We start from the raw sequence: 26389 nt of genomic DNA, 5'->3' as shown, positions 1-26389 counted from the left end.
GGCGCGTCCCGCTTCAACTGGAACAGGAGAGATCATCATGGAAGCAGCACAGACTCCCCGAACGGCCGCCGAACTCGGCGACTGGCTCACCCGCACGGTGGCCGACTACGTCAGGTGCGATCCGGCGGAGATCGATCCGGACGTGCCGCTGTCCGATTACGGCCTCGACTCGATCTCGGCGACCACGGTGTGTGCCGACATCGAGGACCACTTCGGTCTGCCCGTCGAAGTGACGCTGATCTGGGACCACCCCACGATAGGCAAACTGTCGCAGGCGCTGGCCGAGGAGCTCGAAACCGCCGTCCGCTGACACCGCCGGGGTCCGCGTGTGCCCCGCCGGTCCGGGGACCAGCCCCGGAACCCGCGGGACCGGGTCCGGGGCAGGGCGCGTCCGTGAGGTCTTCCGGTGTGACACCTGAGGGGAGGGAACAGGCCCGGCCGCGTCCGGAGGCGTTCGCGGCCCGGAACGCCGGGCTCACCGAGCCGGCGGGACCAGCGGGCGAAGGGCGAGCCGTACCTGCGCGGGCTGCAGGGCTACCGTCGTGGAGCGCGTCATTCCTCGTCCGGGGCGGAGGCTCGGGGAACGCGTAGCTCGAAGCACGCTCCGAGCGTCCGGGGGGCGAGCGTGAGGGTGCCTCGGTGGCGGTGGGCCAGGTCGCGGGCGATGGCGAGGCCCAGGCCGGTGCCGCCGCGGTCGCGGGAGCGGGCGTCGTCGAGACGGACGAAGCGTTCGAAGATGCGCTCGGCGTCCTCGGTGGGCACGCCCGGTCCGTCGTCGTGCACCGTGAGGACGACCCAGGCGTCCTGGTTCCGGACGGTGATCTGGATGCGGTGTGCGGCGTGGCGGGCGGCGTTGTCGATGAGGTTGCGCAGCAGCCGTTCGTATGCGTCGGGGTTTCCGCGTGCGTATGCGGGGGCGGTGCTGTCGCAGGTGAGGGTCAGCGGTCGTTCGGTGAGGGGGTACTGCTCGGCCAGCCGGGAGGCGAGGGCTGTCAGGTCGACGGTTTCCGGGTCGGCTGCGGGGGCGCGGGTGTCGAGGCGGGCGAGGAGCAGCAGGTCTTCGGCGAGGGAGTGGAGGCGGCGGGTCTGTCGTGCGGCGGTGGTGGCCGTGGCGGGCCAGTCGGTGCGTTCCGGGTAGGCGAGGGCGACCTCCAGGCTGGCCAGCAGGGTGGTGAGGGGGCTGCGCAGTTCGTGGGCGGCGTCCGCGACGAAGCGGCGCTGCCGGGCGGCGGCGTCGTCGAGGCGTTGGAGGGTGGTGTTGATGGTGGTGGCCAGGGCGGTGATCTCGTGTCCCGTGGCGGGGACGGTGACGCGTTCGCGGGGGTCGCTCGCGGTGACCGAGGCGGTGAGGGCGCGGATGGCTTCGACCGGTCGCAACGCGATGCGGACGGTGAAGTAGGCGGCGGCGGCGATCAGGACGAGGCCGACGAGCCCGGCCCGCAGCAGCAGGCCGTCGGTGGTGCTGGTGATCGCCTCGGCCGTGTCCGGAAGCAGCACCACATAGGCCCGCAGCGTGGCGTCGGCGGTGACGCCCAGAGCGGCGGCCTTGTCGCTGCCCAGTTCACCGGCCCGGACATCGGCGTACAGGACCGGGTAGGTCCGGCCGGCCAGGTCGAGTCCGTTCCCGGGGTGGTGGTCGTGGCGCACCGGTATGCGGAGGGGACGGATCGTATAGCCCCATTCGGCACCGTCGTTCGGTGGCGGGGCGAAGAGCGCGGAGGGGGTGGGCAGCACATGGCGGGCGCCGGGATCGAAGTCCTCCATGCCTCCGCCGGAAGCGACAGCGGTGCGTCGGCCGGTCGCGACGACCTCGTACGGCACGGCGCTTCTGCCGCTGGGAACCACCCCCTCCTTCAGCTGATCGACGAGGGCGAGGAGGTTTTCCCGGGCCTGTTCTTCGGCGATCTGCGTGCTCTGGCGGTAGACGTCGTGGTGTACCCACCAGCCGATGCCGACCAGGATGACGGCGGCGGCCGAGGCGGCGGCCAGGGCCGCGCGGGCTCGTACCGAACGCGGCCACCAGCGGCATCGCGGCTCAGTCGCGTTCACGGTCGTCCACCAGCCGGTAGCCGGTACCCCGTACGGTCTGCAGGGACTTCCGGTGGAACGCGGCGTCCACCTTCTTGCGGAGGGCGCTGACGCGCGCCTCCACCAGGTTGGGATCCTGGGCCTCGTCGGGCCACGCGTGGTAGAGCAGATCCGTCTTGGAGACCGCCTGGCCCGCCCGGCGGGCCAGCAGTTCCAGCACGGCGAACTCCCGGGGTGTGAGTTCCACCCGGACCCCGGCCCGGCGGCAGACCCGGCCGGCGACATCCAACGAGAGGTCGCCCACGGCGAGGACGGGCGGGGCGGCCGTGGCGGCTCGTCTGACCAGGGCCCGCAGCCGTGCGACGAGCACCAGGTAGGAGAAGGGTTTGGCCAGGTAGTCGTCGGCCCCCGTGTCGAGGGCCTCCGCCTGGTCCCACTCCCCGTCCTTGGCGGTGAGTACCAGGATGGGGACCGCGTTGCCCTCCCGGCGCAACTGGGCGCAGACCTTGTAGCCGTTGAGTCCGGGCAGCATCAGGTCCAGTACGACGAGGGCGTATTCGCCGGTCCGGGCCATCCACAGTCCCTGGCGGCCGTCATGGGCGACGTCGACGCTGTAGCCCTCGGCGGTCAGACCGGTGTGCAGGGTGTGGGCAAGGTCCACTTCGTCTTCGACCACCAGGATGCGCATGGGGTGCAGCCTGGCACAGTGCCGGCCCGCCTTCCTGATCGGCCGGTCAGGTTGGGTCAGCAGCCGGTCAATGAGGTCCGGGCACGCTGGCGGAGTTTCTTCGCCACTGCTGAAAGGCCCTGCCGCCGATGTCCCTTGATGAACGCGCCCCCACCGCGACCGGGACGGTCTCCCCTCCCGTACCCGCCCGTCGACCATCACCGAGCCCGGCCGAAGCCGTTGTCGTCATCGCGCCCTTGTTGCTGACCATCGCTCTGGGGCTCTGGGGCATCCGCAGGAAGAACACCATGTGGGGGGACGAGTCCGTCACCTATCAGCTCGCGCACCGCGACCTTTCGCAGATATGGCACACCGCCCAGCACGTTGATCTGGTCCATGCCCTCTACTACGCCGTGATGCACGAGGTGTTCGGTCTCTTCGGCGGAGGGCTGGTGACGTTGCGGCTGCCGTCCGTGCTGGCCATGTCCGTGGCGGCGAGCGGAGTCGGGCTTCTGGCGCTGCGCCTGGCGGGGCCCCGGGCCGGGCTGCTGGCCGGGCTGGTGTTCCCGGTCCTTCCCCAGGTGCAGAAGTACGCACAGGAAGGCCGCTCGTACGCCATGGTCTGTGCCCTGGTCGCCTGGGCCACCTATGCGCTCGTGGTCAGCGTCCCGCATCGCGCCCGGTGGCGGTGGGCGGTCTACGGCTCCACCATGCTGCTGGCCTGTCTGCTCCATGAGTTCGCGGTCCTCGCCCTCGTCGCGCACGGCGTCACACTGGGCCTCTCCCGTGTTCCACGACCGGTGATGAGGGCGTGGAGCGTGACTGCGGCGGGCGTCGTGGCCGGGCTGCTGCCACTGGCGATCCGCAGTGCGGGGCAGGCGGAGCAGGTGTCCTGGATCGGCGGACCGGTGCGGCTTCAGTATTTCCTGGTCGTGGCGGTCCTGGGCCTGGCGTGTGCCCGAGCACCCCTGGGGGGCAGGGGGCCCGTACGGCTCTCCGTGCTGGCTGTGCCGATCCTTGTGCTTCCGGGCCTTCTGCTGCTGATCGCCTCACTGGTCAAACCCCTTTTCGTCGACCGGTACGTGCTGTACAGCAATATCGGGATCGCCTTGCTGCTGGGCGCCTTGATGGATCACTTCCACCGGAAGCAGCAGTCCTCCCGCTACGTGTGGATCGCGGCGGTTGCCGTACTGGCCGCGCTCGTCCCGTCGAGCCTGTCGCTGAGGACGCCCGAGAGCCGAAGCGATGACGTCACCGCCATCGGCGCCGCCGTACGCACGGCAGGCCGGCCCGGCGACGGCCTGCTCCATCTCTCCGGCCGACACCGGATCTTGACCGCGGCCAACCCCGAGGACACCCGTTTCCTGACGGATCTGGCCCTGGCACAGGACCCCGTTTCCTCGAACACACTTGCAGGCGTCGAGCTTCCCGCCCGGGAGATCGCGGCACGCATGCTGGACTTCGACCGGATCGTCGCGGTCCGCGCGACGGGTGCGCACTCGCTGACCGACCCGCGGGAGCAAGCGAAAACAAGCACCCTGCGACGCCACTTCCGCGCGCACGGAACAACGCACGTCAACGGGGCACGAGTCACCGTCTACGTCCGGGACCACGACCCGTCCCCGAAGGCCGGTCCTCGAACCACCAGCCCGGGAGCGAGCGGTGGGGTGAGGAGGTGACCGCGACTGGTGTCGACCCCGTCGGCACCACCGCCGTCACGCTGTCTCGGCCTGGCGGCGCTGCTGTGCCTCGGCGTTCACGCGGTCGGTGAGCCACGACGCCTCCACGCCCGATGCCGACCGTTCGCTGACCCGGGCGGCCCACCGGGCCGCGCCGAGCGCGAGGGTCGCCGCCATCACGGCGGCGGCCCTCGCGCTCATCAGCGATCCCTCCGGGGCAGGCCTTGTCAGGCGCGGGTCCAGCGTTGGTTGTTGCCGTTCGAGCAGGAGTAGAGCTGGATCAGGGTGCCGTTGGCGGTGCCGGCCCCGACGGCGTCGAGGCAGAGGCCGGACTGGACTCCGACGATGGATCCGTTGGAGTTCAGGCGCCACTTCTGGTTGTCGCCGCCCCAGCAGCTGTAGATCTGGACCTTGGCGCCGTTGCCGGTGCCGGAGGCGTCCAGGCACTTGTTGCCGTAGACCCTCAGCTCACCGGCGTCGGTGTACGTCCACTGCTGGTTGGTCCCGTTGTGGCAGTCCCACAGCTGGACCTGGGTGCCGTCGGTGGTGCTGCTGCTGGGCACGTCCAGGCAGCGGCCCGAACCGACGCCCTTGATCGTTGCGCCGTCCGCGGGCGGTGTGGTGGAGCCGCCGTTGAGCGCGTTGAGGACGGCGGTGTACGCGGGCTTCTTGCTGCCGTCGTTGTTGAACAGCAGCGGCGTGTGCTCCGATCGCCAGGAGTCGCTGTCGCGCACGCCCCAGACGGTGATGCCGAGGCAGCGCGAGACGGCCAGGCAGTCGTTGACCACGTTGGCGTAGGTCGTGGCCGAGGCACCCTGGATGTCGAGTTCGGTGATGGCCACGTCGACGCCGAGGGCGGCGAAGTTCTGCAGGGTGGTGCGGAAGTTGCTGTTGTAGGGGCTGCCGCTGTTGAAGTGCGACTGGAAGCCGACGCAGTCGATCGGCACGCCGCGCTGCTTGAAGTCCCGCACCATGGCGTACATGGCCTGGGTCTTGGCCCAGGTCCAGTCCTCGACGTTGTAGTCGTTGTAGCAGAGCTTGGCGGACGGGTCGGCGGCGCGCGCGGTGCGGAAGGCGACCTCGATCCAGTCGTTGCCGGTGCGCTGCAGGTTGGAGTCGCGCCGGGCCCCCGAACTTCCGTCGGCGAAGGCCTCGTTCACGACGTCCCACTGCGCGATCTTGCCCTTGTAGTGGCTCATCACGCCGTTGATGTGGTCGATCATCGCCTGGCGCAGCGCGCTGCCGCTGAGGCTCTGCATCCAGCCGGGCTGCTGGGAGTGCCAGGCCAGGGTGTGGCCGCGCACCTGCTTGCCGTTCTGCACCGCCCAGTTGTAGACGCGGTCGGCGGCGGTGAAGTTGAACTGGCCCCGCTGCGGCTGGGTGGCGTCGATCTTCATCTCGTTCTCGGCCGTCACCGAGTTGAACTCCCGGGCCGCGATCGTCGCGTACGTCGAGTCGCTCAGCCTGTTCGCGGCGATGGCGACGCCGAAGTAGCGGCCGCTCTGCGCCGCCGCGGCGCCGAGCGTGCTCTCGGCGGCCTGAGCGGGCGGCGGCGCGACCAGTGCGGCGACCACACCGAGGACGCCGGCGACCAGCGCCAACAGCAGAACGCGGATCTTCCGCCGGACGACGGGTCTGGGAAGGGCGGACAAGCCCATGGCTGTGCCTCCAAGGTAGGAATGACGGGATCACCGGACACCGCGGTCATGGGACCCGGGAGGATCTCAACCGGCAGGGACGGGCCCGGTCGGCCGCCGAGTGACGTACGCCGGGCGGCAGCGGTCTTTCGACACAGGCACGGGGGTACTCCATCGCGGCTCAGCCGGGAGGCCGTCACGCGGCGTCGCACGCCTCCCCGCCGGCACGGAGGGTCGGGATGCGTCGGTGCGAGCCTCACCGGGACGAAAAACGGGGTGGCGCAGGTGCGTTGGTGCGCGGATCCGTCGTGCAGCTGTGCACGGTTCTGCGGTGCGGCACGGTCTGCCCGGGACCAGCGCTGTTCGAAATTTCGTCCTACGGTCGGTTTACCAGACAGGATGATTGAGGGCTTGACGGTGACTCGTCAACCCTCGTGACGGAAAAAGTTTCCGCTTTAAATTCGAAACTTTCGATGCCGCGTCGAGGTGGGTGGACCCCTCGACCGGTGAGTCACACCGCAAGCCACCTGCGATTCCGCCGTTGACGCGAGAGCTCGCCACACCCGGAGGGAGAAACCGTTTGCGGGCAGATCGGCAACAGACCTTGACCGGAGGGCCCTACCTTCCTAGCTTGTGGCGTCACAGAACCGGGATCACTTCGAAACTTTCGAACCCGTCCCTGCCCCGGCGCGGCTGCCGCTCCGCGGTTCATCGGTGGCACCTCACCCCGCCCCCCGGCGGCACCTCGCCCCGCCCCCGCCCCCAAGGAGGCCCTCTGATGTGGTTTCGCCACCCGTCCCCGGTCCGCCCAAGACGCTTACTCGGTGTCCTTGCGCCCTTGCTGCTGGTGGCCGCCTTCCTCGGTGCCCAGCCCGCCGAGGCCGCGACCGTGGACCCCAACGCCTCGTACGTGCTGGTCAACCGCAACAGCGGCAAAGCCCTGGACGTCTACAACATGGCGACCGGCGACGGCGCCCGCATCACCCAGTGGACCAGGAACGACCAGAACCAGCAGCAGTGGCAGTTCGTCGACTCCGGGGACGGCTACTACCGCATCAAGTCCCGCCACTCGGGCAAGGTGCTGGACGTCCACAACTGGTCCACCGCGAACGGCGGCTCGATCGTCCAGTGGTCCGACCTGAACGGCACCAACCAGCAGTGGCGCCTGGCCGACAGCTCGGACGGCCACGTGAGGCTCATCTCGCGCCACAGCAACAAGGCCCTCGAAGTACAGGGCGCCTCCACCGCCGACAACGCGAACATCGTCCAGTACGACGACTGGGGCGGCACCAACCAGCAGTGGCGGCTCGTCAAGGTCGGCGCCGACACCCCCGGCTCGTGCGATCTCCCGTCGAGCTACCGCTGGACATCGACGGGCGCGCTGGCGCAGCCCAAGCAGGGGTGGGTCTCGCTCAAGGACTTCACCGTCGCCCCCTACAACGGCAGACAACTCGTCTACGCGACCACGCACGACACGGGGACGAGGTGGGGTTCGATGAACTTCGGCCTGTTCACCAACTGGTCGGAGATGGCCTCCGCCAGCCAGAACACGATGTCCAGTTCCACCGTCGCACCCACGCTCTTCTACTTCGCGCCGAAGAACATCTGGGTGCTCGCCTACCAGTGGGGTGGCACCGCCTTCTCCTACCGGACGTCGAGCGACCCCACCAACCCGAACGGCTGGTCGTCCGAGCAGGTGCTCTTCTCCGGAAGCATCTCCGGTTCCGGAACAGGGCCCATCGACCAGACACTCATCGGTGACGGCACGAACATGTACCTGTTCTTCGCCGGCGACAACGGCAAGATCTACCGGGCCAGCATGCCGATCGGGAACTTCCCGGGCAGCTTCGGCTCGACCTCGACAGTGATCATGAGCGACACGACGAACAACCTGTTCGAAGCCCCGCAGGTCTACAAGCTACAGGGCCAGAACCGTTACCTCATGATCGTCGAGGCGATCGGCGCGCAGGGCCGGTACTTCCGCTCGTTCACGGCCACCAGTCTGAACGGCTCCTGGACACCCCAGGCCGCGACCGAGAGCAATCCCTTCGCCGGCAAGGCCAACAGTGGCGCCACCTGGACCAACGACATCAGCCATGGCGAACTGATCCGCACCAGCGCCGATCAGACCATGACCGTCGATCCCTGCAACCTGCAGTTGCTCTACCAGGGACGCAGCCCCAACTCCGGCGGCGACTACGGCCTCCTGCCCTACCGTCCGGGTCTGCTGACCCTGCAGCGCTGACGGCATGACACGGGTCCGGCCCCGGTAGGGAGCCGGCGTGGCGGGCTCGGCCTTCCGCCGAGCCCGCCACGCCGTGGTCCAAGAAGACCTCCTCGTACCGGACCGGGGCGTTCTTCCTGAACTCGCGGTGCGGCGGTCTCACCACCCGGCCGCCGGTTCGCGCGCCCAGGCCCCGGTGACCGACATCGGCGAAAACGCCGGCCGTGCCCGTCGGCCAGGAGCCTGCCCGGTCCCCGCCGGCGGGTGTGGGTGATGTCCGCAGCGGGCGGCGACCACAACAGTCCGCCGTGGCGGCCGAGCCCGCTCACCCGGACCGGCTCAACCCGCCGGCAGCGTGGGCCCCGCCGCTCGTGCGGGCCCACTCCCCCTTCGCTCCGGCGTTCCCGCCGGCGACCCCCGGGCCGTACGGCGGGGGACGGAACCCGTGCGGAAAGCCGGCCGATTCCTCCCTGGCGCCCGGCACGTCATGCCGCTCGGGGCAGGCCCGTCAGGCGCTGGAGCGGGTGACCAGGCGCGTGGGCAGGATCAGTGGGGTGGGGTCCTGGCCGTTGACGAGCGCGACGAGCATGCGCGCCATCTCCCGTCCGAAGGCCGTTATGGGCTGATGGACGGTGGTGAGCGGCGGGTCGGCGATCCGGGCGACGGCCAGGTCGTCGAAACCGACCACGGCGACGTCGGCGGGGACCGGCCGGCCGGCCTCGCGCAACGTGCGCAGCGCTCCCGCCCCCATGTTGTCGTTGGCGGCGAACACCCCGTCCAGGTCGGGATGCTCCGCCAGCAGCACGGCCATGGCTGCGGCTCCGCTGGGCTCGGTGAAGTCCCCCTCCTGCGGCGGGAACGGATCGAGCCCGGCCGCCAGCATGGCGTCCCGGTAGCCGCGGTACCGGGCGCGCCCGGCCCCGGTGTCCAGACGCCCGCAGATGGCGGCCACCCGAGTCCGACCGCGCGAGACCAGGTACTCGGTCGCCTCGCGCGCTCCGCCGACGTTGTCGACGTCCACGTACCACCGGGGCACCGGACCGACCGGGCGCCCTCCGAACACGACGGGCATCTCGGCCTCCTCGGCCATGCGGATCAGTGGATCGTCCTCGCGCAGCGCCATCAGCATGACGCCGTCGGCGCCCTTGGAGCGAAGGAGCTCCCCCACCCGCTTGCGCCCCCGGTCGGAGGCGGCCAGGCACAGCATCAGGTGCAGGTCGGCCTCCTCCAGAGCGCCCGACGCCCCCACGATCACCTGGGCGAAGAACGGATCCGCGAAGATCGACGGATCTTCCCCCGAGACGACCAGGGCGGCCGCTCCCGCCCGGCGGGTGGCCAGAGCGCGGGCGGTCGGGTTGGGCACGTAACCGAGCTGCCGGACGGCCCGTTCCACCGCCTCGCGTTTGGCGCGGCTGACGTGCGGGGCGTTGTTGAGGGCGCGGGAGGCCACGGAGCGGGAGACACCGGCGCGTTCGGCCACCTCGTCGAGCGTCGGTTGCCGACGCGGCGCATTCTCTGCCACGGACCGCGATCCTTCCCTCTCGGCCGGACGGGAAACGTCTCACCCCGGCCCTGACGCCGCCACCCGCCCGACGGGTGAGGCAGGCCGGGCACGGAGCCCTCGACGACCTGGAACTGGAAGCGCTTCCAGTTCCAGGACCGCGGAGTCCGGTTCTCGCCATACCGGGAGTGAGCGCGCGACGTCTCTTGACAGCTCCAGCAGCCGACCACACGATACCGAGCACACCCCCAAAGGCCCCCGGTGCTCCTGGGAGCGCTTCCAATGGGAGCGCTCCCAGATCTCACCTCCGGCCCTCCGAGCATGCCGTCCCGCTGAAGAGACCGTCGGCACAGGGGGACGTCGTACCACCGCACTTCCTCAGCGCGCCGCACGCTCGGGACGAGAGCGTGCGACGCACCCCCACCAGGAAACCGAGGTACCGTCATGCGCCGCAGAATCCGCGCCCTCACGGCAGCGCTCCTCGCCCTGCCGCTGGCGCTCGCCGTCGCACCGTCCGCCCACGCCGCCGACCCGACCACCATGACCAACGGCTTCTACGCGGACCCCGACTCCAGCGCCAAGAGGTGGGTCGCCGCCAACTCCGGCGACGGCCGGGCACCCGCGATCAACACCTCCATCGCCCACACCCCGACGGCCCGCTGGTTCGGCCCGTGGAGCGGCGCCATCGGCACTGCCACGGGTGCGTACGCGGGGGCGGCGGACCGCGCGGACAAACTGCCCGTCCTCGTCGCCTACAACATCTACAACCGCGACTACTGCGGCGGGCACTCCGCGGGCGGGGCCGCTTCGCCGTCCGCCTACGCGACCTGGATCGCACAGTTCGCCGGCGGGATCGCCGACCGCCCGGCCGTCGTGATCCTCGAACCGGACTCCCTCGGGGACTACGGCTGCATGACGCCGGCTCAGATCGCGGAACGTCAGGGCATGCTCACCGGAGCCCTCGCCCAGTTCAACCGCCAGGCCCCCAACACCTGGGTCTACCTCGACGCCGGCAACCCCGCCTGGGCCGGCCCGGCGACCATGGCCCAGCGCCTTCACGAGGCCGGCCTCCGGCAGGCCCACGGCTTCTCACTCAACATCTCCAACTACTTCACCACCGCCGAGAACACCGCCTACGGCAATGCCGTCAACAGCGAACTGAACGCCCGCTACGGCTACACCAAGCCGTTCGTCGTGGACACCAGCCGCAACGGCAACGGCTCCAACGGCCAGTGGTGCAATCCCTCCGGCCGCCGTATCGGCACCCCCACCCGGCTGGGCGGAGGCGCCGAGATGCTCTTGTGGATCAAGGTTCCGGGCGAGTCCGACGGCAACTGCGGCGTCGGAGCCGGCTCCTCCGCCGGACAGTTCCTCCCCGAGGTCGCCTACAAGATGATCTACGGTTACTGATCCAGGGCTCCCGGGGCCCGGGCCGTCCCGGCCCACACTCGGGACGCGCGGCGTCTCTCGCCGTCGGCGCAGGAAGCCCTGCGGCTGCGGCGTGTCGTACGGCTGCCACCTCGAACGCCCCTCGTACCTCTCCCTGGCCGTGGTGACGTGCTCCCCGAACCGTGCGGCCCCCGAACTGCCCTGCCCGGTCGCGGAGGGGACCCGGCGCGCGCACCGACTCCCCTCCGTCTCCGTACGCTCACTTCGCGTACGGGGCGTTCACCGTGTCCGGCTCCGCCACGTACACGGGCATCCCCGACGGCACCTACCGGGACGCCGTCACCGGCGACACCCGCACCGTCTCCGACGGCAGGCTCACCGTCGGGGCGCCCGGAAAGGGAAATCTCCGCGTCTACGTCCTCAACGGCCCCGGGAAGATCGGCAAGGACGGCCCCTACCTGAAGTAGAGGGCGTCCCGTCCCCTCCGGGGGTTCACCGGGCGGAGCCGCCCCATCCGCCCGGCCGGAGGAATGGACGCGTCGTCGCAGAGGTGCCCACCGCGTTCCGGACGACGAGTCGACGGGTGTCCGGGTGAGGGAGGAAGTGGACCTGCTCGGCACACGTGTGGTCCCCGGGTCCGACGGCGCCCGCACCCACGCACCACCGGGCTCCGGGCAGTCGTACGGCGGCTGCCGCGGACGGTTCGGCCGGCACCCGTCACCCGGGGACGCATGACCGGAGATCCGGGGGTACCCGGGCGGGAGGACTCCCGGAAGTGTCTCGGGGTCCCGCCGTGAGGAGGCTTCGTGACCCTGCACGCAAGAGCCGCGGTCGCCGCCGTCCGCCGGCGCGGACCGCGTCGGCGGACGGCCGGCCGAACGGACGTGCCGTGACCGGGCGCACCGGGAGCACGTCGCCCCGGACGCCCACGAGCCCGCGTCACCGGATCGCCGAGCTGCGCCGCATCGCCCGGGAACGTTTCGGATGGAGCGATCTGGCTCCCGAGCAGACGGAGGCGATGGGTGCACTGCTGGACGGCCACGACGTGCTGGTGGTCATGCCCACCGGTTCGGGCAAGTCGGCGATCTATCAGGTGCCGACCGTCCTGCTCGGCGGTCCCGCCGTCGTGGTGTCGCCGCTGATCTCCCTGCAGCGCGACCAGGTCGCCGGACTGCGGCGGAGCGCGGCGCCGGACGCCGTGGCCGTGAACTCCGCGCAGCCGGAGTCGGCCACCGAGGAGGGCTGGCGGGCGGTCCGGGAGGGCGATGCCGAGTACCTGTTCATGTCACCGGAGCAACTCGCCAAGGACACCGTCCTGAAGAGGCTGCGTGGCCTGAACCCCTCGCTCTTCGTCGTCGACGAGGCCCACTGCGTCTCCTCCTGGGGGCACGACTTCCGTCCCGACTACCTGAGCCTGGGGGAGGCCGCCGAACGGCTGGGCCGCCCACCGGTGCTGGCGCTGACGGCGACGGCCGCGACCCCGGTCCGGGCCGACATCCTCGAGCACCTCCACATGCGCGACGCCGAGGTCGTGAGCACGGGGACCGACCGACCCAACATTCACCTGGACGTGCGCACCTTCACCGACGACGACGGCAAACGCGCCGCCGTCGCGCACTGGACGGCCGGAGCGCACGGCCCGGGCATCCTGTACACGGCCACCCGCAGGGACGCCGAAACCCATGCGGCGCGACTGCGGCAGGACGGGGTTGCGGCCGAGGCCTACCACGCCGGGATGAAGGCAGTGGACAGGCGCCGGATCCAGGACGGTTTCATGGCCGGTCGTCCTGCCGTGGTGGTGGCCACCTCGGCGTTCGGGATGGGCATCGACAAACCCGACGTACGGTTCGTCGCCCACGCATCCGTCCCGGAGTCCCTGGACTCGTACTACCAGGAGATCGGGCGTGCCGGCCGGGACGGGGAGCCCGCCCGTGCGGTGCTGTTCTACCGCCCCGAGGACCTGGGACTCCAGAAATTCCTCACCGCCCGGGCGCTGGACACCGAAGAACTGAAAAAGATCATGAACGTGCTGCTCGGCCGGAACGCCCCGCAGAGCCGTACCCGGGTGGCGCAGCTATCCGGACTGTCCCGCCGCAGGACCACGGACCTGCTGAACCTGCTGGAAGAGGCGGGAGCGGTGACCTGCGAAGGCAGGCGCCGCGCGGTCCGGGCGTCTTCCGGTCGCACGGCGGACGAGGCCGTCGAAGGAGCGGCGGAGGTGTTCGAGCGGCGCCGCCGGATGGACCGTTCGCGCATCGAGATGATGCGCGGCTACGCGGAGACACAGTCGTGCCGCCGCCAGTACCTCCTGGGCTACTTCGGCGAGCAGCTCGACCGGCCCTGCGGGCAGTGCGACCTGTGCCACCGGGACCATGACGGCCGCACCGGGACCACGCGCCGGGAGCCCGCCCGCGCCCCCGGGCACCGTGCGCCCTACGAGCCGAACGACAGGGTCCGTCATGCCGAATGGGGTGAGGGCACGGTCATGTGCATCGAGGAGGACCGCGTCGTGGTGCTGTTCGAGCAGGTCGGCTACAAGACGCTGTCCCTGGCGGCCGTGGCGGAACACGGCCTGCTGACCGGCGCCTGACCCGTACCGGGCGACCGGTTCCGCCACCACGGCGGGGCCGGCCGTCGAGGCCGCCCGGTTGCCCGGCGCCCGGCGCAGGCCGGGTCCGCGTGCAGCTCGTCGAGGGGGCGTACGCCTGGCAGTCGCCCTGCACGATCGACGGCTGGAGTCCGGTGGTGAAGCCGGGCCCGTCGGGCCGTTCGACATCGTGAACGGGTGTCCGGTGGGCCCCGGCAGCGTCCGCCCGAGCGACGGTCGGCCGTACCGCCGCATGGTCCGGCCATCGCATGTCTATACGTACATCGGCACCCCGGTGTACGGTCTCGGGCCGATGGACCTTGGGAGCGCTCCCATCACGCTGTTCCCGCTTCACACGAGGAGGAACGCTTTGAAACGCTTTTTCGCCTTACTGGCGACTTGCGCCATGCTTCTGGGCCTCACGGCACTGTTCAGCCCCCAGGCGGCGGCCGCCACCGGCTGCAGGGTCGACTACACGGTCACCAGCCAGTGGCAGGGCGGCTTCCAGGCCGGAGTGAAAATCACCAATCTGGGTGACCCCATCACCGGATGGACGCTCAAATTCACCCTGCCGGACGCGGGGCAGAAGGTCGTCCAGGGCTGGAACGCCACCTGGTCGCAGTCCTCCGGCCCCACGGTCACCGCCGTCGGCGCCGACTGGAACCGCACGCTGGCCACCGGCGCATCCACCGACCTGGGATTCGTGGGCTCCTTCACGGGCTCCAACCCGAAGCCCACGGCCTTCACGCTCAATGACGTCGTCTGCACGGGCTCCGTCGACGGTGGCGGGGAGGAACCCCCGCCCGTCCCGGGCACCAACACCCCCGTGAGCGTGAACGGACAACTGCACGTCTGCGGCGTGAACCTGTGCAACCAGTACAACCGCCCCATCCAACTGCGGGGCATGAGCACGCACGGCATCCAGTGGTTCAGCAAGTGCTACAACAACGCATCCCTGGACGCGCTGGCCGAGGACTGGAAGTCGGACCTGTTCCGGGTCGCCATGTACGTGCAGGAGCAGGGCTACGAGACCGACCCGGCCGGCTTCACCAGTCGGGTGAACAGCCTGGTCGACATGGCCGAGGCACGCGGCATGTACGCGGTGATCGACTTCCACACGTTGACGCCGGGCGACCCGAACTACAACCTCGACCGCGCCAAGACGTTCTTCGCGTCCGTCGCCGCCCGCAACGCGGACAAGAAGAACGTCATCTACGAAATCGCCAACGAACCCAACGGCGTGAGCTGGACGGCCATCAAGAACTACGCCGAGCAGGTCATCCCGGTGATCCGGGCTGCCGATCCGGACGCCGTCGTCATCGTCGGCACCCGCGGCTGGTCCTCGCTCGGCGTTTCGGACGGCTCCGACGAAAGCGAGATCGTCGCCAACCCCGTGAACGCCACCAACATCATGTACGCGTTCCACTTCTACGCCGCGAGCCACAAGGACAACTACCGCACCACGGTGAGCCGGGCGGCCTCGCAACTGCCGCTTTTCGTGTCCGAATTCGGTACGGTGAGCGCCACCGGTGGTGGAGCGGTGGACCGGGCGAGCAGCATCGCCTGGCTGGACCTGCTCGACCGGCTGAAGATCAGCTATGCCAACTGGACCTACTCCGACGCCAACGAGGGCAGCGCGGCGTTCAGGCCCGGGACCTGCAACGGCAGCGATTACAGCAGCAGCGGTGTGCTGACCGAGTCCGGGGCGCTGATCAAGAGCCGGATCAGCACCGCCGACAACTTCCCCACCAGCTGACCTGCTACAAGGCACACGGCGAGTGCCGCACCAAGGACTTGATCCTCGCCGAGTACGATCGCATGGCCGCCGCCGGTCCGACCCCGGAGACCCCGCTCACCGAGGGCGAGTCCGGTACCTACCGCTCCGCCCTCACCCCGTCTCCCGGTCAGGGTCCCCGACACGACTGACCTACCCCTGGGGTGGCTCCACCTGATGGCCACCCCAGGGCATGCCCCACCGCTCAGCCAAGGAACAACGCACGTGGTACGTCGAAGCCAGAGCAGCAACCCCCGTTCGGTCGTCGTCCTGACCTCGGGTACGGACTGGGGCACCCGTGCCGCCGGGCAGCGGCGGAGCAGCGGGGCCGAGGCCCCCATACCCAAACGGCAGCCCGCGAAGATCAAGGCCTTGCAGCAGGCCACCAGGCTGGCCAACCTGGCCATCGACAAGAAGAACTGGACCGCAGCGCGCTACGCGCTCAGCCGGACCCGCGCCCTGGCCAACGCCCTCCCCGCCGACGTGACCATTCGAGAACGCGAGAAACTCTCAGCGGCACGCAAGAGGTACGCGGCACGCAACACGCCGGCCGCGAAGAACGCCAAGCAGGCGAAGGCGACACCGGCCAAGCGTGCGGGCGGCAAGCAGTCTGCCCCGAAGAAGTCCACGGCGAAGAGCACTGCCCAGCAGCCGAAGCCCGCGCCTGTGCGCGACCTCGGTGACCGTTTCATCAACCGCGCGGCCCTCGGCTACGGCCCCACGGACGAGACCAAGGGCTCCCGAACGCAGTGAGGGCGTGCCGTCCGCCGGAGGAGTAGCGGACGGCACGCCCTCAAGTCGCTCAACGCTCCGACGCGAACCGTACGAACTGCCCCCAGCCTTCGCGGCCGACGGCGAAGGTCGGGCGGGTCACATCCTTGGAGTCCCGTACGTGGACGGCCTGTTCGGTGATCGCGACCTCCACGCAGTCGTCGCCCGAGCTACCGCTATAGCTTGACTTGAACCAGGCGAGTTCCGTCGTGCTCATGTCTCTCCTCGCAGTCGCTCCAGCAAGGCCCGGGAATCTTTGGGGTGCAGGGCCTGCGACCGCAGTGTGTCATAGCGCTGCTGAAGGACTCTCACCTCTTTCGAGTCGCCAATCAGCCGCCCGCTCTCCTGACCCTCCGAGTATGCGAGTCGACGCCCTTCTGGGGTCTCCAGTAGACGCAGAGGCCCATCCATGCACGAGTGGTACTCGGCTTCCAACGGCATGATCTGCAACGTCACGTTGCGAGGCGACGTGTGCTCCAGAACGTGGTTCAGTTGATCGCGCCGTACCTCGGCACCGCCCAGTCTCCGTCGCAGGACCGCTTCCTCAACGATGAAGTGGAACGGAACTGTCGGACGCTCGTACAGCATCCGCTGCCGCTCCATCCTCGCCTCGACCTGTGCCTCCAACTGCTCATCCGTCAGCAGCGGAATCCGGTTCTCGAAGAGGGCCCGCGCATACGCTTCCGACTGCAACAACCCCGGCACCAACCGGCACTCATACGTGCACAGGCTCACCGCCTCCCGCTCCAGCCGAGCCCACCGTCGGAACCATGCCGCCAGCCCCGCCTCCCCCCGCGTCAGATGCCGCGCGGCCTTCCGCAGGGCACCGGTGTTGCCCAGCGCCTCCTCCGCCCGCTCCACGAACGCCTCGTCCGGCATCCGGCGCCCCAACTCCACCGACTCCACCGTGTGCTTGGAGTACTGGACCCGGGCGCCGAGGTCGACCCGGCTGAGTCCCGCGTGCTCGCGCAGTGCCTGGACGACGGCGCCGAACGTCCGCAGGCTGTCCGACGGATGCGGCTCCCGCTCCCACTCCCCCGCCGGAACCGCCCGCGCACCGGCGCTGCCTCCGGCCGCCTCCCCCTCGACCCCGACCACGTCCATCCGCCGCCCCTTTCCTCTCCTCCGTACCGCGCACCACGACGGCTCCTCACGCCGCCCGCTTCCACCTCCAGGCTGACGGATCATCAGACGTACCGTCCACTCTTCGTGTCCGTACGCTGACTCAACGTACGGGGTGCCACACTCGTCCCCGCCCCCGTCCGACCGCCACTCTGAGATCACGGAGAGCCAGGAGGAACCGTCCGCGTCCACCGCTCACCTGCGGAAACACCCGGGCGGCCATCTCCCCTCCCGTGGACTCCCGCCCACCACGGGCGGCGGCGGCCGGACCCGGCCGCGTCAGACGAGCTGGAAGGTGCAGTCATGCAGAACGGAACCAACCTCTACGCGCTCGACATCAGCGGGGCCTCGTTCACGAAGGCGTGCGGCGGCCCCTGCACCGAGGGGTGCGTGACCCTGGCCCGGATCGGCGAGGACGCCTGGGCCCTGGGCGACAGCAAGCGGCCGGACGCGCAGCCGCTGCGGTTCACCACCGAAGAACTGGGCGCCGCCGGTATCGACCCGGCGCGCTTCGGCCTCGGCGCCTGACCCTCCTCCCCCTCCCCTCCCACCGCCGACCGGACCGGGTCCCTCCCCGCGTCCGGTCGGCGCTCCTCGAAACGGGAACGGATCGTGCACCACCACGCCTACCTCTGGACCGGCCCGAAGGCGCGCTTCGACGACGAGGCCCTGCGGCGGCCCCCGCACCCCGACCCGCCCCCGGCCGGGAGCAGGCCGGAACTGATCGAGCGCTACCGCCAGGTGGCCGCGGAGTTCCACACGTCGGACCTCCCGCCCCTGGAGACGGCGTACTGGCTCGTCAAGCCCCGCTCACTGGTCCGGGGCACCTGGGACGAGGCGAAGGAGGCGGCGGCCTGGCTCGGTGAGCGGCTGGCCGAGTACGCCCCGCGGTTCGCGGCGGAGTGCGACCGGGACACCGCACGCCTGGCCCGGCTGGTGGACGCCGCCGCCGAACGCCTGCGCTCGGGCGCCGACGTGTCGTACGGCTGCTACCTCGAACGCCCCTCGTACCTCTCCCTGGCCGTGGTGACGTGCTCCCCGAACCGCGCGGTCCCCGAACTGCCCTGCCCGGTCGCGTAGGGGACCCGGCGCGCGCACCGACTCCCCTCCGCCTCCGTACGCTCACTTCGCGTACGGGGCGCGGCGCTCGCCCCCGCCCGCACCCGGCTGCCACGCTTCGGCGTCGCCTCGCGGACGGGCCTGCGGGAGCACGTCGACGCGCCGGCGGGGAGTCTTCAGCCGGTGCGGGAGTAGAGCGCGGCGAGAGCGGCGGCAGCACGGGAGATCTCCTGGACGGCCTCGGGCGGTCCGAGCACCTCGACGTCCGTGCCGAACTGCAGCAGTTGGCAGACCGCGGCCGGCACCGGGTACTCCAGCTCGACCGTCAGCCATGTGTCATCGGCCGCCGTGCCGTCACGGCCGTCATCGCCCTTGCCGTTCCCTCCGTTCGCCGTGCGTACCGGCTCTCCCGCCGGTACGCCCCGGACCGCCGGCTCCCCATCGGTCGGTGGTTCCTCGCCCGCCACCGGCTTCTCACCGGGCATCGGTTCCTCCGCGTCCAGCGGGCCCTCCCCGGTCGCCCCGAGGAAGTGCGGGCGGGTGATCCGGCGGAGCATGTCCAGGCGATGCCGGCGTACCCGGGCCCGGACGACGACGCCTCCACCGCGGTACTCGACCTCCCGGCGCAGTTCCTCCCAGACCTCGACGAGTGCCACACCGTCACGGTGGCGCACCGGCTCCGTGGTGACGGCGACGCCGCTGAGCCGGTCGGTACGGAAGAGCCGGGGGTGCCCCGCCAGGTCGGCGACGAGGTACCACGTGCCGGCCTTGGAGACGAGGCCGTACGGATCGACGGAGTGGACGTCGACCGTGGCGCGGCCGCTGTGCCGGTAGGCGATCCGCAGTCGGCGGTCGGTGAGGACGGCGTCGTGCAGTTCGTCCAGCCCGGTCCGGTCGCACTGCTCGCCGAGCCAGCCGTCGGGGTCGATCAGCAGTCGCCGGCTCGTCAGCTCGGCGGCCGATCGGTGCGGCGCGGGCAGCGCGGCCATCATCTTGCGCAGCGCCGAGCTCAGCGCCCGGTCCAGCCCCAGCGCGGAGTGCGCGCTCTGCCTCACGAGGACGAACAGGGCTCGCGCCTCGTCCCGGGTCAGGCCCGTCATGTCCGTACGGAACCCGGGCAGCAGCCGGACGCCGCCGTACCGCCCGCGCTCGGCGTAGACGGGGACCCCGGCCGCCGACAGGGCCTCGACGTCCCGGTAGACGGTGCGCACCGAGACCTCCAGGCGCCGGGCCAGTTCGGTCGCGGGGACGCGCTCCCGCTGCTGGAGCAGCAGGAGGATCGAGAGGAGCCGGTCGAACTTCACCCCTCGAGTCTTTCCCATACCTGTCGGCGGCTGTCAGGTTTCGGCCTCACGATGGCGCACACCAGCGGAACCGGACGGAGAGACTCGTGGAGCACACCGACATCCAGACGCTCGCCTCCCGGGTGGAGGGACCTGTCCTGCTGCCCGGGGACGAGGGGTACGACGAGGAGCGCACCGGGGCGAATCTCGCCGTCCGGCGCGAGCTCGAGCTGATCGTCGGAGCCGCGCGGGGCGGGGTGCTCCTCACCGCGAGCCGCATGACGGGCGTCGAAGTGGATCCGGACCGGCGCACGGTGAGGGTCGGGGCGGGTGCCCGCTTCGAGCAGGTGATCCCCGCCACGGTGCCGCACGGGCTGGCGCCGCTGAACGGTTCCGCACCGCACGTGGGTGTCGTCTCCTACGTCCTGGGCGGTGGTGTGGGACTGCTGGTGCGCACGTACGGCTACGCCTCGGACCGGGTGCGCGGCCTGGAGCTGGTGACCGCGGACGGGGAACTGCGCCGGGTCACCGTGGACAGCGAACCGGATCTGCACCGGGCGGTGGTGGGCGGTCACGACGACTTCGGCTGTACGAGAAGCTCTTCGAGGCACTCGCACCGGTCTCGTCCGGCGCCCGCCTCACCTTCCTCGGCTTCGGCGCGAATGCGGGCGAGAACCGGGTCCGTGCCCCATACGCACCGGCCGACCTGGAGCGACTGACGCGGCTGAAGACCGTCCACGATCCGCAGAACCTCTTCCGCCTCACCTACAACATCCCGCCGGCCGCCACCGACGCGGCCTCGGCGAACTGACGGGGAGTCGACGTGTCCCATCCCCCTTCCTCCGTCCGCTTTCCCTCCGACGACCACCCCGCCGGCCGGCGCGGCGCCGAGGACGGACTGCGCCGGACACTCGCCCTGGACGCGGCCGGCATGGCCGTCGTCGGAGTCTGCTATCTGGCGGCGGCCGGTCCACTCGGCCGGCTCCTGGGCCCGAGTACGGCGCTCGTGGCGGCGGTCGGCGCGGTGATGCTGGCGCTGGGCGTGGGCATAGCGGTCGTGGCACGGCTCGCCCGCATCTCCGCCGGGGCCGTACGCACCGTGATCGGTTGTGGCGTGTCGTGGATCCTGCTGAGCCTGGCCGCCCTGGCCTTCGGTTGGCTCGACCTCACCACCGGTGGTGTCGTGTGGACCTGGTTGCAGATCGTCCCGGTCGCGGTGTTCGCATCCTGGCAGACCCTCGAGCTGCGGACGCTCCGGTCCGGCTGACTGTGTCTTGCCGGAAGGCCGGCGACGCGGTGGGCAAGGGTGTGGCCGCGCTCTCCCCGACAGGTTGAGCACTCCCTGTTCCTTCGTGTCCGCGGCCGCCGCTGATCGGAGGCCGCGGTACGCCGTCCCGCCCTTCGCAGGAGCCGGTCCGGCCGGCCGGCCGCGCTGCCCGCCGGAACAGAAGTCACAGGAGGAGGACGTATGGCGCGCGATGAGCTGTCGGTTCTCGACCTGGCTTGCTGCCCGGCGACCTGGAGCGGGACACCACGGGGCGCGTTCCCGCGTCCGAGGGGCGCCCCGGTGACTCGGCGGCCGACACCGCACCGGTGGCCGGCGGCCGTGCGGGCGGTCGGACGGGCGCGGCGGCGCTCCACGCGCCTTCGGTGCCCCTCGGTGTCCAGGGGGCCGTCCGGATGCGTCACTGGAGCACCTCGGCGCCTCGGCCGGCCGCGACCACGACGGTGCGGAAGGGGAACGCGATGAGCAGCGCGACCGCGACGAGCAGGCCGCTCGCCCACAGCGGCCCGAGGTGTCCGACCGCGGTGCCGAGGGTGGTCGCGGCGACGAGGGGGCCGACGGCGGCGCCGACGTTGAGTGCCGCGGTCGCGTACGAGCCGGCCATGGCGGGGGCGCCCGCGGCCTCGTAGAGGACCCGCGTGATCAGCGTGCCGCCCAGCGCGAAGGACAGCGCGCCCTGCACGAACACGAGGACGCACAGGGCGACCGGCCGGTGGGCCAGCACCGCCAGGGCCGGCCAGCCGATGAGCAGCAGCGGCCCACCGGCTGCGACGACCGGGCCGGGGCGCCGGTCGGACAGCCGGCCGGCGACGGTGACGCCGACGAAGGCACCGGTACCGAAGAGCACCAGCACGACGGAGATCCACCACTCGTCCAGCCCGGCGGTGTCGGTCACCACGGGGGCGAGGAAGGTGAAGCTTCCGAACGTCGCCGCGTTCACCAGCGCGCCGAGCAGCATCACCAGGATCAACCGCGGCCGGGTGAGCTGGGCGAGCTCCGCGCGCAGGGCCGGCCCGCCGGTCGCCCCTTCCTTCGCCTGTCGCGCCGGGACCCCCTTCAGGATGCCGAGAGCTGCGGGCAGGCAGAGAGCGGCGACGGCCCAGAACGTGGCCCGCCAGCCGAGGAACGTGCCGAGGACCGATCCGCCGGGGACACCGGCGATCGTGGCCACCGTCGTGCCCGACAGCAGCACGGCCAGCGCACGTCCCTTCTTGTCCGGCGGGACCAGCGTGGCGGCAGCCGTCAGAGCGACGGCGAGGAACCCCGCGTTCGCGAGCGCGGCGACGACCCGGGTGGTGAACAGGACCGGGAAGCTCGTGGTGACGGCGCCCACGGCGTGAGCTGCCGCGAAGGCGAGGAGGAACCAGAGAAGGCTGGAACGCCTGGGCCAGTTGCGGGCGAGCGCGGCCACCAGCGGGGCGCCGACGATCATGCCGATCGCGAAGGCCGAGGTGAGCGCGCCCGCTGTCCCGACGGTGACGTCGAGATCCGAGGCGATGTCCGGCAAGAGGCCGGCGAGCATGAACTCCGAGGTGCCCATGGCGAAGACCGCCAGGGCAAGCAGGTACAGCGGGAGAGGCATCGAGCGGCTCCGGGGTGAGAGAGGAACGAGAAGGTCATCTCGTCACCGCGGCCGGCCCCAAGGGCGCGCGTCCCACCGCGGAATGCGGCGCGACGACGGAACTACGAGCTCAGTGGTCCAGACGACAGCACTACGAGCTCAGCGGTTCAGGGGGCTGACGGCGTGACCGAAAGCCCCCACCTTGTCCGACTCAGGACTCGACATGGCCCGCACGCTACCCGACCGACGCCCGTCGAGGCACCTCGGTTTCGACCGCATTGGCCAGTGTCACCGTCTTCGTGCCCCGGACCGCCCAGAGTTCGGCTCCCTGCCCGTCTGCCGCACATCGAACGGGCCCCTCGTGCGGTGCAGGAACTGCTCGCCCTCGGCCTCACCGTCGAGGACCCGCGCGGCATCGCCGACCGGCTCCACCTCCTGGTCGACGATCCGCAGCGGCGCTGCGCGCACGCCGGAACGGTCTCCCCCGCCCACGGGGTGGTCGAGCGCCGGCCGGCGGTCCTCGACGCCGGGATCGACCGCCTGAGCCGACTGCGCGCCCGCCTGACACAGCGGGCGGGGCGGGCCCAGGCGGGCCCAGGCGCGCACCGGTGTGCCGCACCGCGCCGCCCGGCTTCCGCGCTCTCGGGACGTGGCCGCCCCGACAGGTCCGGATGCGCGCTCCGTTCCGTTCGGTTGCGCGTCGCCGGGCCCGGCTCGTCCCGGCTCACGGCTTTCGTCTGACGCGGCGTCGATCCGACCGGTCCGCCGCCCTTCCGTTTCCCCGGCGCTCCCAGGGGCACCTGACCGCGGGCGGCAGGGGAAACCGGATCCTGCCGCCGCAGACGTCAGGAGGTTCTCCCCCATGCAGGACGACGGCAGCATCCGTGGCGGCGAGCCGCAGGTGGTCGCGGAGCCCAAGCCGCCCTACCCCAAGCAGCGCCAGCAGCCCCCGGGGCACGAGAAGGACGTGGAGCCGAGGCCGCGTTACCTGGCGGAGCGCTACCGTGCGGCGGACAAGCTCCGCGGCAGGATCGCGCTGATCACCGGCGGGGACTCGGGCATCGGCCGTGCGGTGGCGGTGCTGTACGCGCGCGAGGGCGCCGACGTGGCCCTCGCGTACCTGCCCGAGGAACAGCAGGACGCGGAGGAGACCCGTCGCGCGGTGGAGGCCGAGGGGCAGCGGTGCCTGCTGCTCCCCGGCGATCTGTCCGAGGCGTCGTTCTGCCGCGAGGCGGTGGAGCGGACCGTGCGGGAGCTGGGCGGTCTGAACATCCTGGTGAACAACGCGGCTCACCTGAACAGCCAGACGGACCTGTCGCAGCTCACCTTCGAGGACTGGGACCGGTCCTTCCAGGTGAACGTGTACGCCTACTTCCACCTGGTGCAGGCCGCCCGCCCGCACCTGAAGGCGGGCGACGCGATCATCGCGACCGCCTCGGAGGAGGCGCTCAAGGGCAGCAACACCATGATCGACTACGCGGCCGCCAAGGCCGCCCTGGTCAACTTCACCAAGTCGATCGCCCCGCACCTGGCCAAGGACGGCATCCGCGCGAACGTGGTCGCCCCCGGCCCCACCTGGACGGTGCTCAACATCGCCGACCAGAACATGCCCCAAGAAGGCCTGGCCCAGCTCGGCAGCGAGGGCCCGCTCGGGCGCGTGGCCCAACCGGAGGAGATCGCACCGACCTATGTGTACCTGGCCTCCGACGCGGACTCCAGTTACACCGTGGGCGAGGTCGTCGCCGTCACCGGCGGACTGACCGACACCCGCTGACCCTTGGCCGTCCGCCCCTCCACCGGCACCGGCCGAAGCCGTCGTACGGGTGAAGGGGCGGACGGCGCGGCCGGGTCCTCTTTGGGGCGGCGGGGGCGTCGGCTCTGGGGGCGTCGGCGGCGACGCCGGGGCGAAGGCGTAGGCCGTCTTGTGCAGAGCATCCACCTTGTGCAGAGCATCCACGACGAACTTCCGGCCTGCGGGGCCGGGTCACAGGTCGTCAGGGCCGGTTGTCAGCCGGTGTTCCCGGGGGCCGAGCCCGCACCCGTCCCGACTGCCCGCCGGTCCGCTTCCCCGTCCTGCTGCCTCAGGCGTATCTCGACGTGGCCGTCGACGATCCGGGTGTCGAAGGCGGGTTGCGGCGCGGTGGCCGGGCCCCGGACGTTCCAGCCGTCCGCGAGCCGGAAGACACTGCCGTGCCAGGGGCACTGGACGCATCCGTCGGCGACGGTGCCCTCGGACAGCGGTCCCGCGAGGTGGCTGCACCGCTCGGCCAACGCGTGGACGGCGCCGCCGATTTCACGCACCACCAGGACCGGCACGTCGTCCACGCTGCGCCGCACCGGGCGGCCGGCCGGGAACTCGTCCACGCCCCCGACCCGGTGCCAGCCCCGCGTCACCACGTGCGGCACCTCTTCGGCGTGGTTGGCGCCGGAAGCCTGCCGGTAGGCCATGTGGCCGCCCAGCGCTCCGCCGAGTCCCACCGCCGTCAGCCCCAGGAAGCCGAACGTCCGGCCCGCCGCCTCCCGTCCCTTGAGACGGCAGGCGAGCGAGGCCGCGTACATGCCGACGGCAGCGGTGTTGGCCAGGGCGTGCACCAGGCCGACGCGTTGCTGCTGACGGTGCAGCTCGGCCCAGTCGACGGCACCCGCCAGGGCCGCGGGCACGGCGGCGGCCAGCCCGAGACCGACCAGCAGCCCGGCCTCGCGGGAACGGCCCGGCCGCAGATCCAGCACCGCCGCGGACATCCAGCTCCCGATCGGGACCTGCACCATCAGCGGATGCACGGGGTGCCCCAGCCACCTGCCGTGCAGCGCGTCCCTGCCGCGCCCCAGCGGGAGCGAACGCACTCCCTCGCGGAGCACGCCGATCAGCCGGTCGGCCCGCGGTTCCCGTTCCAGCCGGTCCAGCAGTCGCAGGGCCCGGCTCTGCCGCATCCGACGACGAGGCGTCGCACTCATGGCATTCATGACCCGCCGGGTCCCCATCCGTCCGGACGGCAAACGGAGCCGGGCCCGAGTCCGGTGCCCGGGCGGCGGCCCGAGGCCGGCGGCCGCCCCCCCGGCCTCGGGCCTCACGCCGCGGTCCCGCGGGCACCGGTCCTCCCGCATCCATGATCCGCATGGAAGGGGCCCGGACGGGGCAAGCGGTCTGCCTGGGATACGGAGGGCGCCATGACCATGACGGAGCAGCCGGCCGGGTCGGCCGGGGAGGACACCGCCTGCTGCACGCACCACGGCGGCCACGGTCCGCAGCCCGCTGCCGAGGCGCCGGAAACCGCACGTGAGCGGGTCAACCGCCGCTGGAACGAGATCCTGCAGGAGACCCGGGTCACCCAGACGGGCGTGCAGATCCTCTTCGGGTTCCTGCTCAGTGTGGCGTTCACCCCGCTGTTCCGGGAGCTGGAGACCTTCGACCGCGTCGTCTACGTCATCACCGTGGTGCTCGGCGCGGCGGCCACCGGGTCGCTCATAGCGCCCGTCTCCATCCACCGCTTCCTGTCCGGCCAGCGCATGAAGGACGAGCTGGTGGAGGCCGCCGGCCGCTTGATGATGTGCGGCATGGTCCTCCTCGCGCTGACCATCGGCTGCACGCTCCTGCTGATCCTCCGTGTCGTGGTGCCCGGCGTCCTCGCCGAAGCACTCGCCGCCGGGGTCATGCTGTGGTTCGGTCTGTGCTGGTACGCGCTGCCGCTGTACCTGCGCCGCCGCGCCGCCCGGCGCTCCGGAAGCGATGCCGCGTAGCTCACCGGGGCGCGCGCCCGCCGGGACGCGAGCCCGCCGGGGCGCCGTGACCGCTTCGGGGCGGGGTGCCGTCGCGGCGGGCGG

General features: G+C 71.2%; 25 protein-coding genes and 1 pseudogene. 16 read left to right on the top strand and 10 right to left on the bottom strand.

All coding sequences use genetic code 11. The annotated features are described in order from the left end of the window. Positions 1-37: 37 nt before the first annotated feature. Complete coding sequence (locus CP969_RS32940; RefSeq protein WP_004979934.1) at positions 38-310, top strand: acyl carrier protein; 273 nt, start codon at positions 38-40, stop codon at positions 308-310. A gap of 242 nt (positions 311-552) precedes the next feature. On the opposite strand, the gene CP969_RS32935 is transcribed toward CP969_RS32940, so the two are convergent. Next, positions 553-2049 (bottom strand): sensor histidine kinase, encoded by a 1497-nt coding sequence (locus tag CP969_RS32935; protein ID WP_016823566.1) that lies wholly within the window; start codon positions 2047-2049, stop codon positions 553-555. Further along, positions 2036-2716, bottom strand: a complete 681-nt coding sequence (locus CP969_RS32930; protein ID WP_016823567.1) for a response regulator transcription factor — start codon at positions 2714-2716, stop codon at positions 2036-2038. The genes CP969_RS32935 and CP969_RS32930 overlap by 14 nt, the downstream gene beginning before the upstream one ends. Before the next feature lie 128 nt (positions 2717-2844). Between CP969_RS32930 and CP969_RS32925 the strand changes: the two genes are divergently transcribed. Beyond that, positions 2845-4374 carry a glycosyltransferase family 39 protein gene (locus CP969_RS32925; RefSeq protein ID WP_039830590.1) on the top strand — a complete coding sequence of 510 codons (1530 nt, stop codon included), beginning with the start codon at positions 2845-2847 and terminating at the stop codon, positions 4372-4374. Positions 4375-4410: 36 nt separating this feature from the next. Here CP969_RS32925 and CP969_RS33365 read toward each other — a convergent pair whose 3' ends face one another. Together CP969_RS33365 and CP969_RS32920 are read right to left on the bottom strand one after the other, a co-directional pair. Next, on the bottom strand, positions 4411-4575 hold the full coding sequence (locus tag CP969_RS33365; protein WP_016823569.1) for a hypothetical protein: 165 nt from the start codon (positions 4573-4575) through the stop codon (positions 4411-4413). Positions 4576-4601: 26 nt separating this feature from the next. Continuing rightward, a complete protein-coding gene (locus CP969_RS32920) occupies positions 4602-6032 on the bottom strand; it encodes an endo-1,4-beta-xylanase (protein WP_016823570.1) in 1431 nt (476 codons plus the stop codon). Positions 6033-6789: 757 nt separating this feature from the next. Between CP969_RS32920 and CP969_RS32915 the strand changes: the two genes are divergently transcribed. Beyond that, a complete protein-coding gene (locus tag CP969_RS32915) occupies positions 6790-8256 on the top strand; it encodes a non-reducing end alpha-L-arabinofuranosidase family hydrolase (RefSeq protein ID WP_026084683.1) in 1467 nt (488 codons plus the stop codon). Positions 8257-8743: 487 nt separating this feature from the next. Here CP969_RS32915 and CP969_RS32910 read toward each other — a convergent pair whose 3' ends face one another. Then, the gene (locus tag CP969_RS32910; RefSeq protein ID WP_004979947.1) at positions 8744-9757 is read right to left on the bottom strand and encodes a LacI family DNA-binding transcriptional regulator; all 1014 of its coding nucleotides are present in this window, start codon (positions 9755-9757) and stop codon (positions 8744-8746) included. A gap of 423 nt (positions 9758-10180) precedes the next feature. Between CP969_RS32910 and CP969_RS32905 the strand changes: the two genes are divergently transcribed. The 5 genes and pseudogenes from CP969_RS32905 to CP969_RS32885 all read left to right on the top strand — a co-directional run bounded on the left by CP969_RS32905 (position 10181) and on the right by CP969_RS32885 (position 16239). After that, positions 10181-11146, top strand: a complete 966-nt coding sequence (locus CP969_RS32905) for a glycoside hydrolase family 6 protein (protein ID WP_016823573.1) — start codon at positions 10181-10183, stop codon at positions 11144-11146. A gap of 257 nt (positions 11147-11403) precedes the next feature. Then, positions 11404-11592 (top strand): annotated as a pseudogene (locus CP969_RS32900) (hypothetical protein); the annotation flags it as partial. Positions 11593-12014: 422 nt separating this feature from the next. Further along, complete coding sequence (locus CP969_RS32895; RefSeq protein ID WP_016823574.1) at positions 12015-13715, top strand: RecQ family ATP-dependent DNA helicase; 1701 nt, start codon at positions 12015-12017, stop codon at positions 13713-13715. A gap of 403 nt (positions 13716-14118) precedes the next feature. Next, positions 14119-15468 carry a cellulase family glycosylhydrolase gene (locus CP969_RS32890; RefSeq protein ID WP_016823575.1) on the top strand — a complete coding sequence of 450 codons (1350 nt, stop codon included), beginning with the start codon at positions 14119-14121 and terminating at the stop codon, positions 15466-15468. 243 nt (positions 15469-15711) lie between these two features. Beyond that, positions 15712-16239, top strand: coding sequence for a hypothetical protein (locus tag CP969_RS32885; protein WP_016823576.1), 528 nt, complete (start codon positions 15712-15714; stop codon positions 16237-16239). A gap of 49 nt (positions 16240-16288) precedes the next feature. Here the strand turns inward: CP969_RS32885 and CP969_RS32880 are convergent, their stop codons facing one another. After that, positions 16289-16474 carry a DUF397 domain-containing protein gene (locus CP969_RS32880; protein WP_016823577.1) on the bottom strand — a complete coding sequence of 62 codons (186 nt, stop codon included), beginning with the start codon at positions 16472-16474 and terminating at the stop codon, positions 16289-16291. Beyond that, the gene (locus tag CP969_RS32875) at positions 16471-17361 is read right to left on the bottom strand and encodes a helix-turn-helix domain-containing protein (RefSeq protein WP_016823578.1); all 891 of its coding nucleotides are present in this window, start codon (positions 17359-17361) and stop codon (positions 16471-16473) included. The genes CP969_RS32880 and CP969_RS32875 overlap by 4 nt, the downstream gene beginning before the upstream one ends. Before the next feature lie 321 nt (positions 17362-17682). Between CP969_RS32875 and CP969_RS32870 the strand changes: the two genes are divergently transcribed. Together CP969_RS32870 and CP969_RS32865 are read left to right on the top strand one after the other, a co-directional pair. Further along, positions 17683-17907 (top strand): hypothetical protein, encoded by a 225-nt coding sequence (locus CP969_RS32870; RefSeq protein ID WP_016823579.1) that lies wholly within the window; start codon positions 17683-17685, stop codon positions 17905-17907. A gap of 84 nt (positions 17908-17991) precedes the next feature. Then, a complete protein-coding gene (locus CP969_RS32865) occupies positions 17992-18459 on the top strand; it encodes a hypothetical protein (RefSeq protein WP_016823580.1) in 468 nt (155 codons plus the stop codon). 155 nt (positions 18460-18614) lie between these two features. Here the strand turns inward: CP969_RS32865 and CP969_RS32860 are convergent, their stop codons facing one another. Next, a complete protein-coding gene (locus CP969_RS32860) occupies positions 18615-19742 on the bottom strand; it encodes a helix-turn-helix transcriptional regulator (RefSeq protein ID WP_016823581.1) in 1128 nt (375 codons plus the stop codon). An 86-nt stretch (positions 19743-19828) separates the two neighbouring features. Between CP969_RS32860 and CP969_RS32855 the strand changes: the two genes are divergently transcribed. Genes CP969_RS32855 through CP969_RS32845 form a run of 3 tightly spaced genes read left to right on the top strand, consistent with a single transcriptional unit; the run spans position 19829 to position 20988 of the window. Beyond that, on the top strand, positions 19829-20440 hold the full coding sequence (locus CP969_RS32855; RefSeq protein ID WP_016823582.1) for an FAD-binding protein: 612 nt from the start codon (positions 19829-19831) through the stop codon (positions 20438-20440). Continuing rightward, positions 20428-20532, top strand: coding sequence for a BBE domain-containing protein (locus tag CP969_RS34715; protein WP_109541748.1), 105 nt, complete (start codon positions 20428-20430; stop codon positions 20530-20532). Before CP969_RS32855 ends, CP969_RS34715 begins: the two co-directional genes overlap by 13 nt. 12 nt (positions 20533-20544) lie before the next feature. Further along, on the top strand, positions 20545-20988 hold the full coding sequence (locus CP969_RS32845) for a hypothetical protein (RefSeq protein WP_016823583.1): 444 nt from the start codon (positions 20545-20547) through the stop codon (positions 20986-20988). A 418-nt stretch (positions 20989-21406) separates the two neighbouring features. Here the strand turns inward: CP969_RS32845 and CP969_RS32840 are convergent, their stop codons facing one another. Continuing rightward, positions 21407-22588 (bottom strand): Cmx/CmrA family chloramphenicol efflux MFS transporter, encoded by a 1182-nt coding sequence (locus tag CP969_RS32840; RefSeq protein WP_016823584.1) that lies wholly within the window; start codon positions 22586-22588, stop codon positions 21407-21409. Positions 22589-22933: 345 nt separating this feature from the next. On the opposite strand from CP969_RS32840, the gene CP969_RS32835 reads away from it, so the two are divergent. Continuing rightward, on the top strand, positions 22934-23308 hold the full coding sequence (locus CP969_RS32835; protein WP_004979992.1) for a hypothetical protein: 375 nt from the start codon (positions 22934-22936) through the stop codon (positions 23306-23308). A gap of 121 nt (positions 23309-23429) precedes the next feature. Continuing rightward, entirely contained in the window at positions 23430-24341 is a 912-nt protein-coding gene (locus CP969_RS32830) for an SDR family oxidoreductase (protein WP_016823585.1), read from the top strand. Positions 24342-24574: 233 nt separating this feature from the next. On the opposite strand, the gene CP969_RS32825 is transcribed toward CP969_RS32830, so the two are convergent. After that, positions 24575-25498, bottom strand: coding sequence for a Rieske (2Fe-2S) protein (locus tag CP969_RS32825; RefSeq protein ID WP_016823586.1), 924 nt, complete (start codon positions 25496-25498; stop codon positions 24575-24577). A 237-nt stretch (positions 25499-25735) separates the two neighbouring features. Here CP969_RS32825 and CP969_RS32820 point away from each other — a divergent pair, with 237 nt between their 5' ends. Further along, positions 25736-26305: a DUF6328 family protein gene (locus CP969_RS32820; protein WP_016823587.1), complete on the top strand. Its 570-nt coding sequence runs from the start codon at positions 25736-25738 to the stop codon at positions 26303-26305. The last annotated feature ends 84 nt before the right edge of the window (positions 26306-26389 follow it).

The organism is Streptomyces viridosporus T7A, from assembly GCF_008704515.1.
GTDB lineage: Bacteria > Actinomycetota > Actinomycetes > Streptomycetales > Streptomycetaceae > Streptomyces > Streptomyces viridosporus.
The sequence above is the reverse complement of the archived record's forward strand: the minus strand, read 5'-3'. Positions and strand labels throughout refer to the sequence as shown.

What these genes read in the sequence shown, in the direction of transcription:
- CP969_RS32940 (WP_004979934.1), top strand. Translation starts at nt 38, where the DNA reads ATGGAAGCAGCACAGACTCCCCGAACGGCCGCCGAACTCGGCGACTGG.
- CP969_RS32930 (WP_016823567.1), bottom strand. Translation starts at nt 2,716, where the DNA reads ATGCGCATCCTGGTGGTCGAAGACGAAGTGGACCTTGCCCACACCCTG.
- CP969_RS32925 (WP_039830590.1), top strand. Translation starts at nt 2,845, where the DNA reads ATGTCCCTTGATGAACGCGCCCCCACCGCGACCGGGACGGTCTCCCCT.
- CP969_RS33365 (WP_016823569.1), bottom strand. Translation starts at nt 4,575, where the DNA reads ATGAGCGCGAGGGCCGCCGCCGTGATGGCGGCGACCCTCGCGCTCGGC.
- CP969_RS32920 (WP_016823570.1), bottom strand. Translation starts at nt 6,032, where the DNA reads ATGGGCTTGTCCGCCCTTCCCAGACCCGTCGTCCGGCGGAAGATCCGC.
- CP969_RS32915 (WP_026084683.1), top strand. Translation starts at nt 6,790, where the DNA reads ATGTGGTTTCGCCACCCGTCCCCGGTCCGCCCAAGACGCTTACTCGGT.
- CP969_RS32905 (WP_016823573.1), top strand. Translation starts at nt 10,181, where the DNA reads ATGCGCCGCAGAATCCGCGCCCTCACGGCAGCGCTCCTCGCCCTGCCG.
- CP969_RS32890 (WP_016823575.1), top strand. Translation starts at nt 14,119, where the DNA reads ATGCTTCTGGGCCTCACGGCACTGTTCAGCCCCCAGGCGGCGGCCGCC.
- CP969_RS32880 (WP_016823577.1), bottom strand. Translation starts at nt 16,474, where the DNA reads ATGAGCACGACGGAACTCGCCTGGTTCAAGTCAAGCTATAGCGGTAGC.
- CP969_RS32875 (WP_016823578.1), bottom strand. Translation starts at nt 17,361, where the DNA reads ATGGACGTGGTCGGGGTCGAGGGGGAGGCGGCCGGAGGCAGCGCCGGT.
- CP969_RS32870 (WP_016823579.1), top strand. Translation starts at nt 17,683, where the DNA reads ATGCAGAACGGAACCAACCTCTACGCGCTCGACATCAGCGGGGCCTCG.
- CP969_RS32840 (WP_016823584.1), bottom strand. Translation starts at nt 22,588, where the DNA reads ATGCCTCTCCCGCTGTACCTGCTTGCCCTGGCGGTCTTCGCCATGGGC.
- CP969_RS32830 (WP_016823585.1), top strand. Translation starts at nt 23,430, where the DNA reads ATGCAGGACGACGGCAGCATCCGTGGCGGCGAGCCGCAGGTGGTCGCG.
- CP969_RS32825 (WP_016823586.1), bottom strand. Translation starts at nt 25,498, where the DNA reads ATGCGGCAGAGCCGGGCCCTGCGACTGCTGGACCGGCTGGAACGGGAA.
- CP969_RS32820 (WP_016823587.1), top strand. Translation starts at nt 25,736, where the DNA reads ATGACCATGACGGAGCAGCCGGCCGGGTCGGCCGGGGAGGACACCGCC.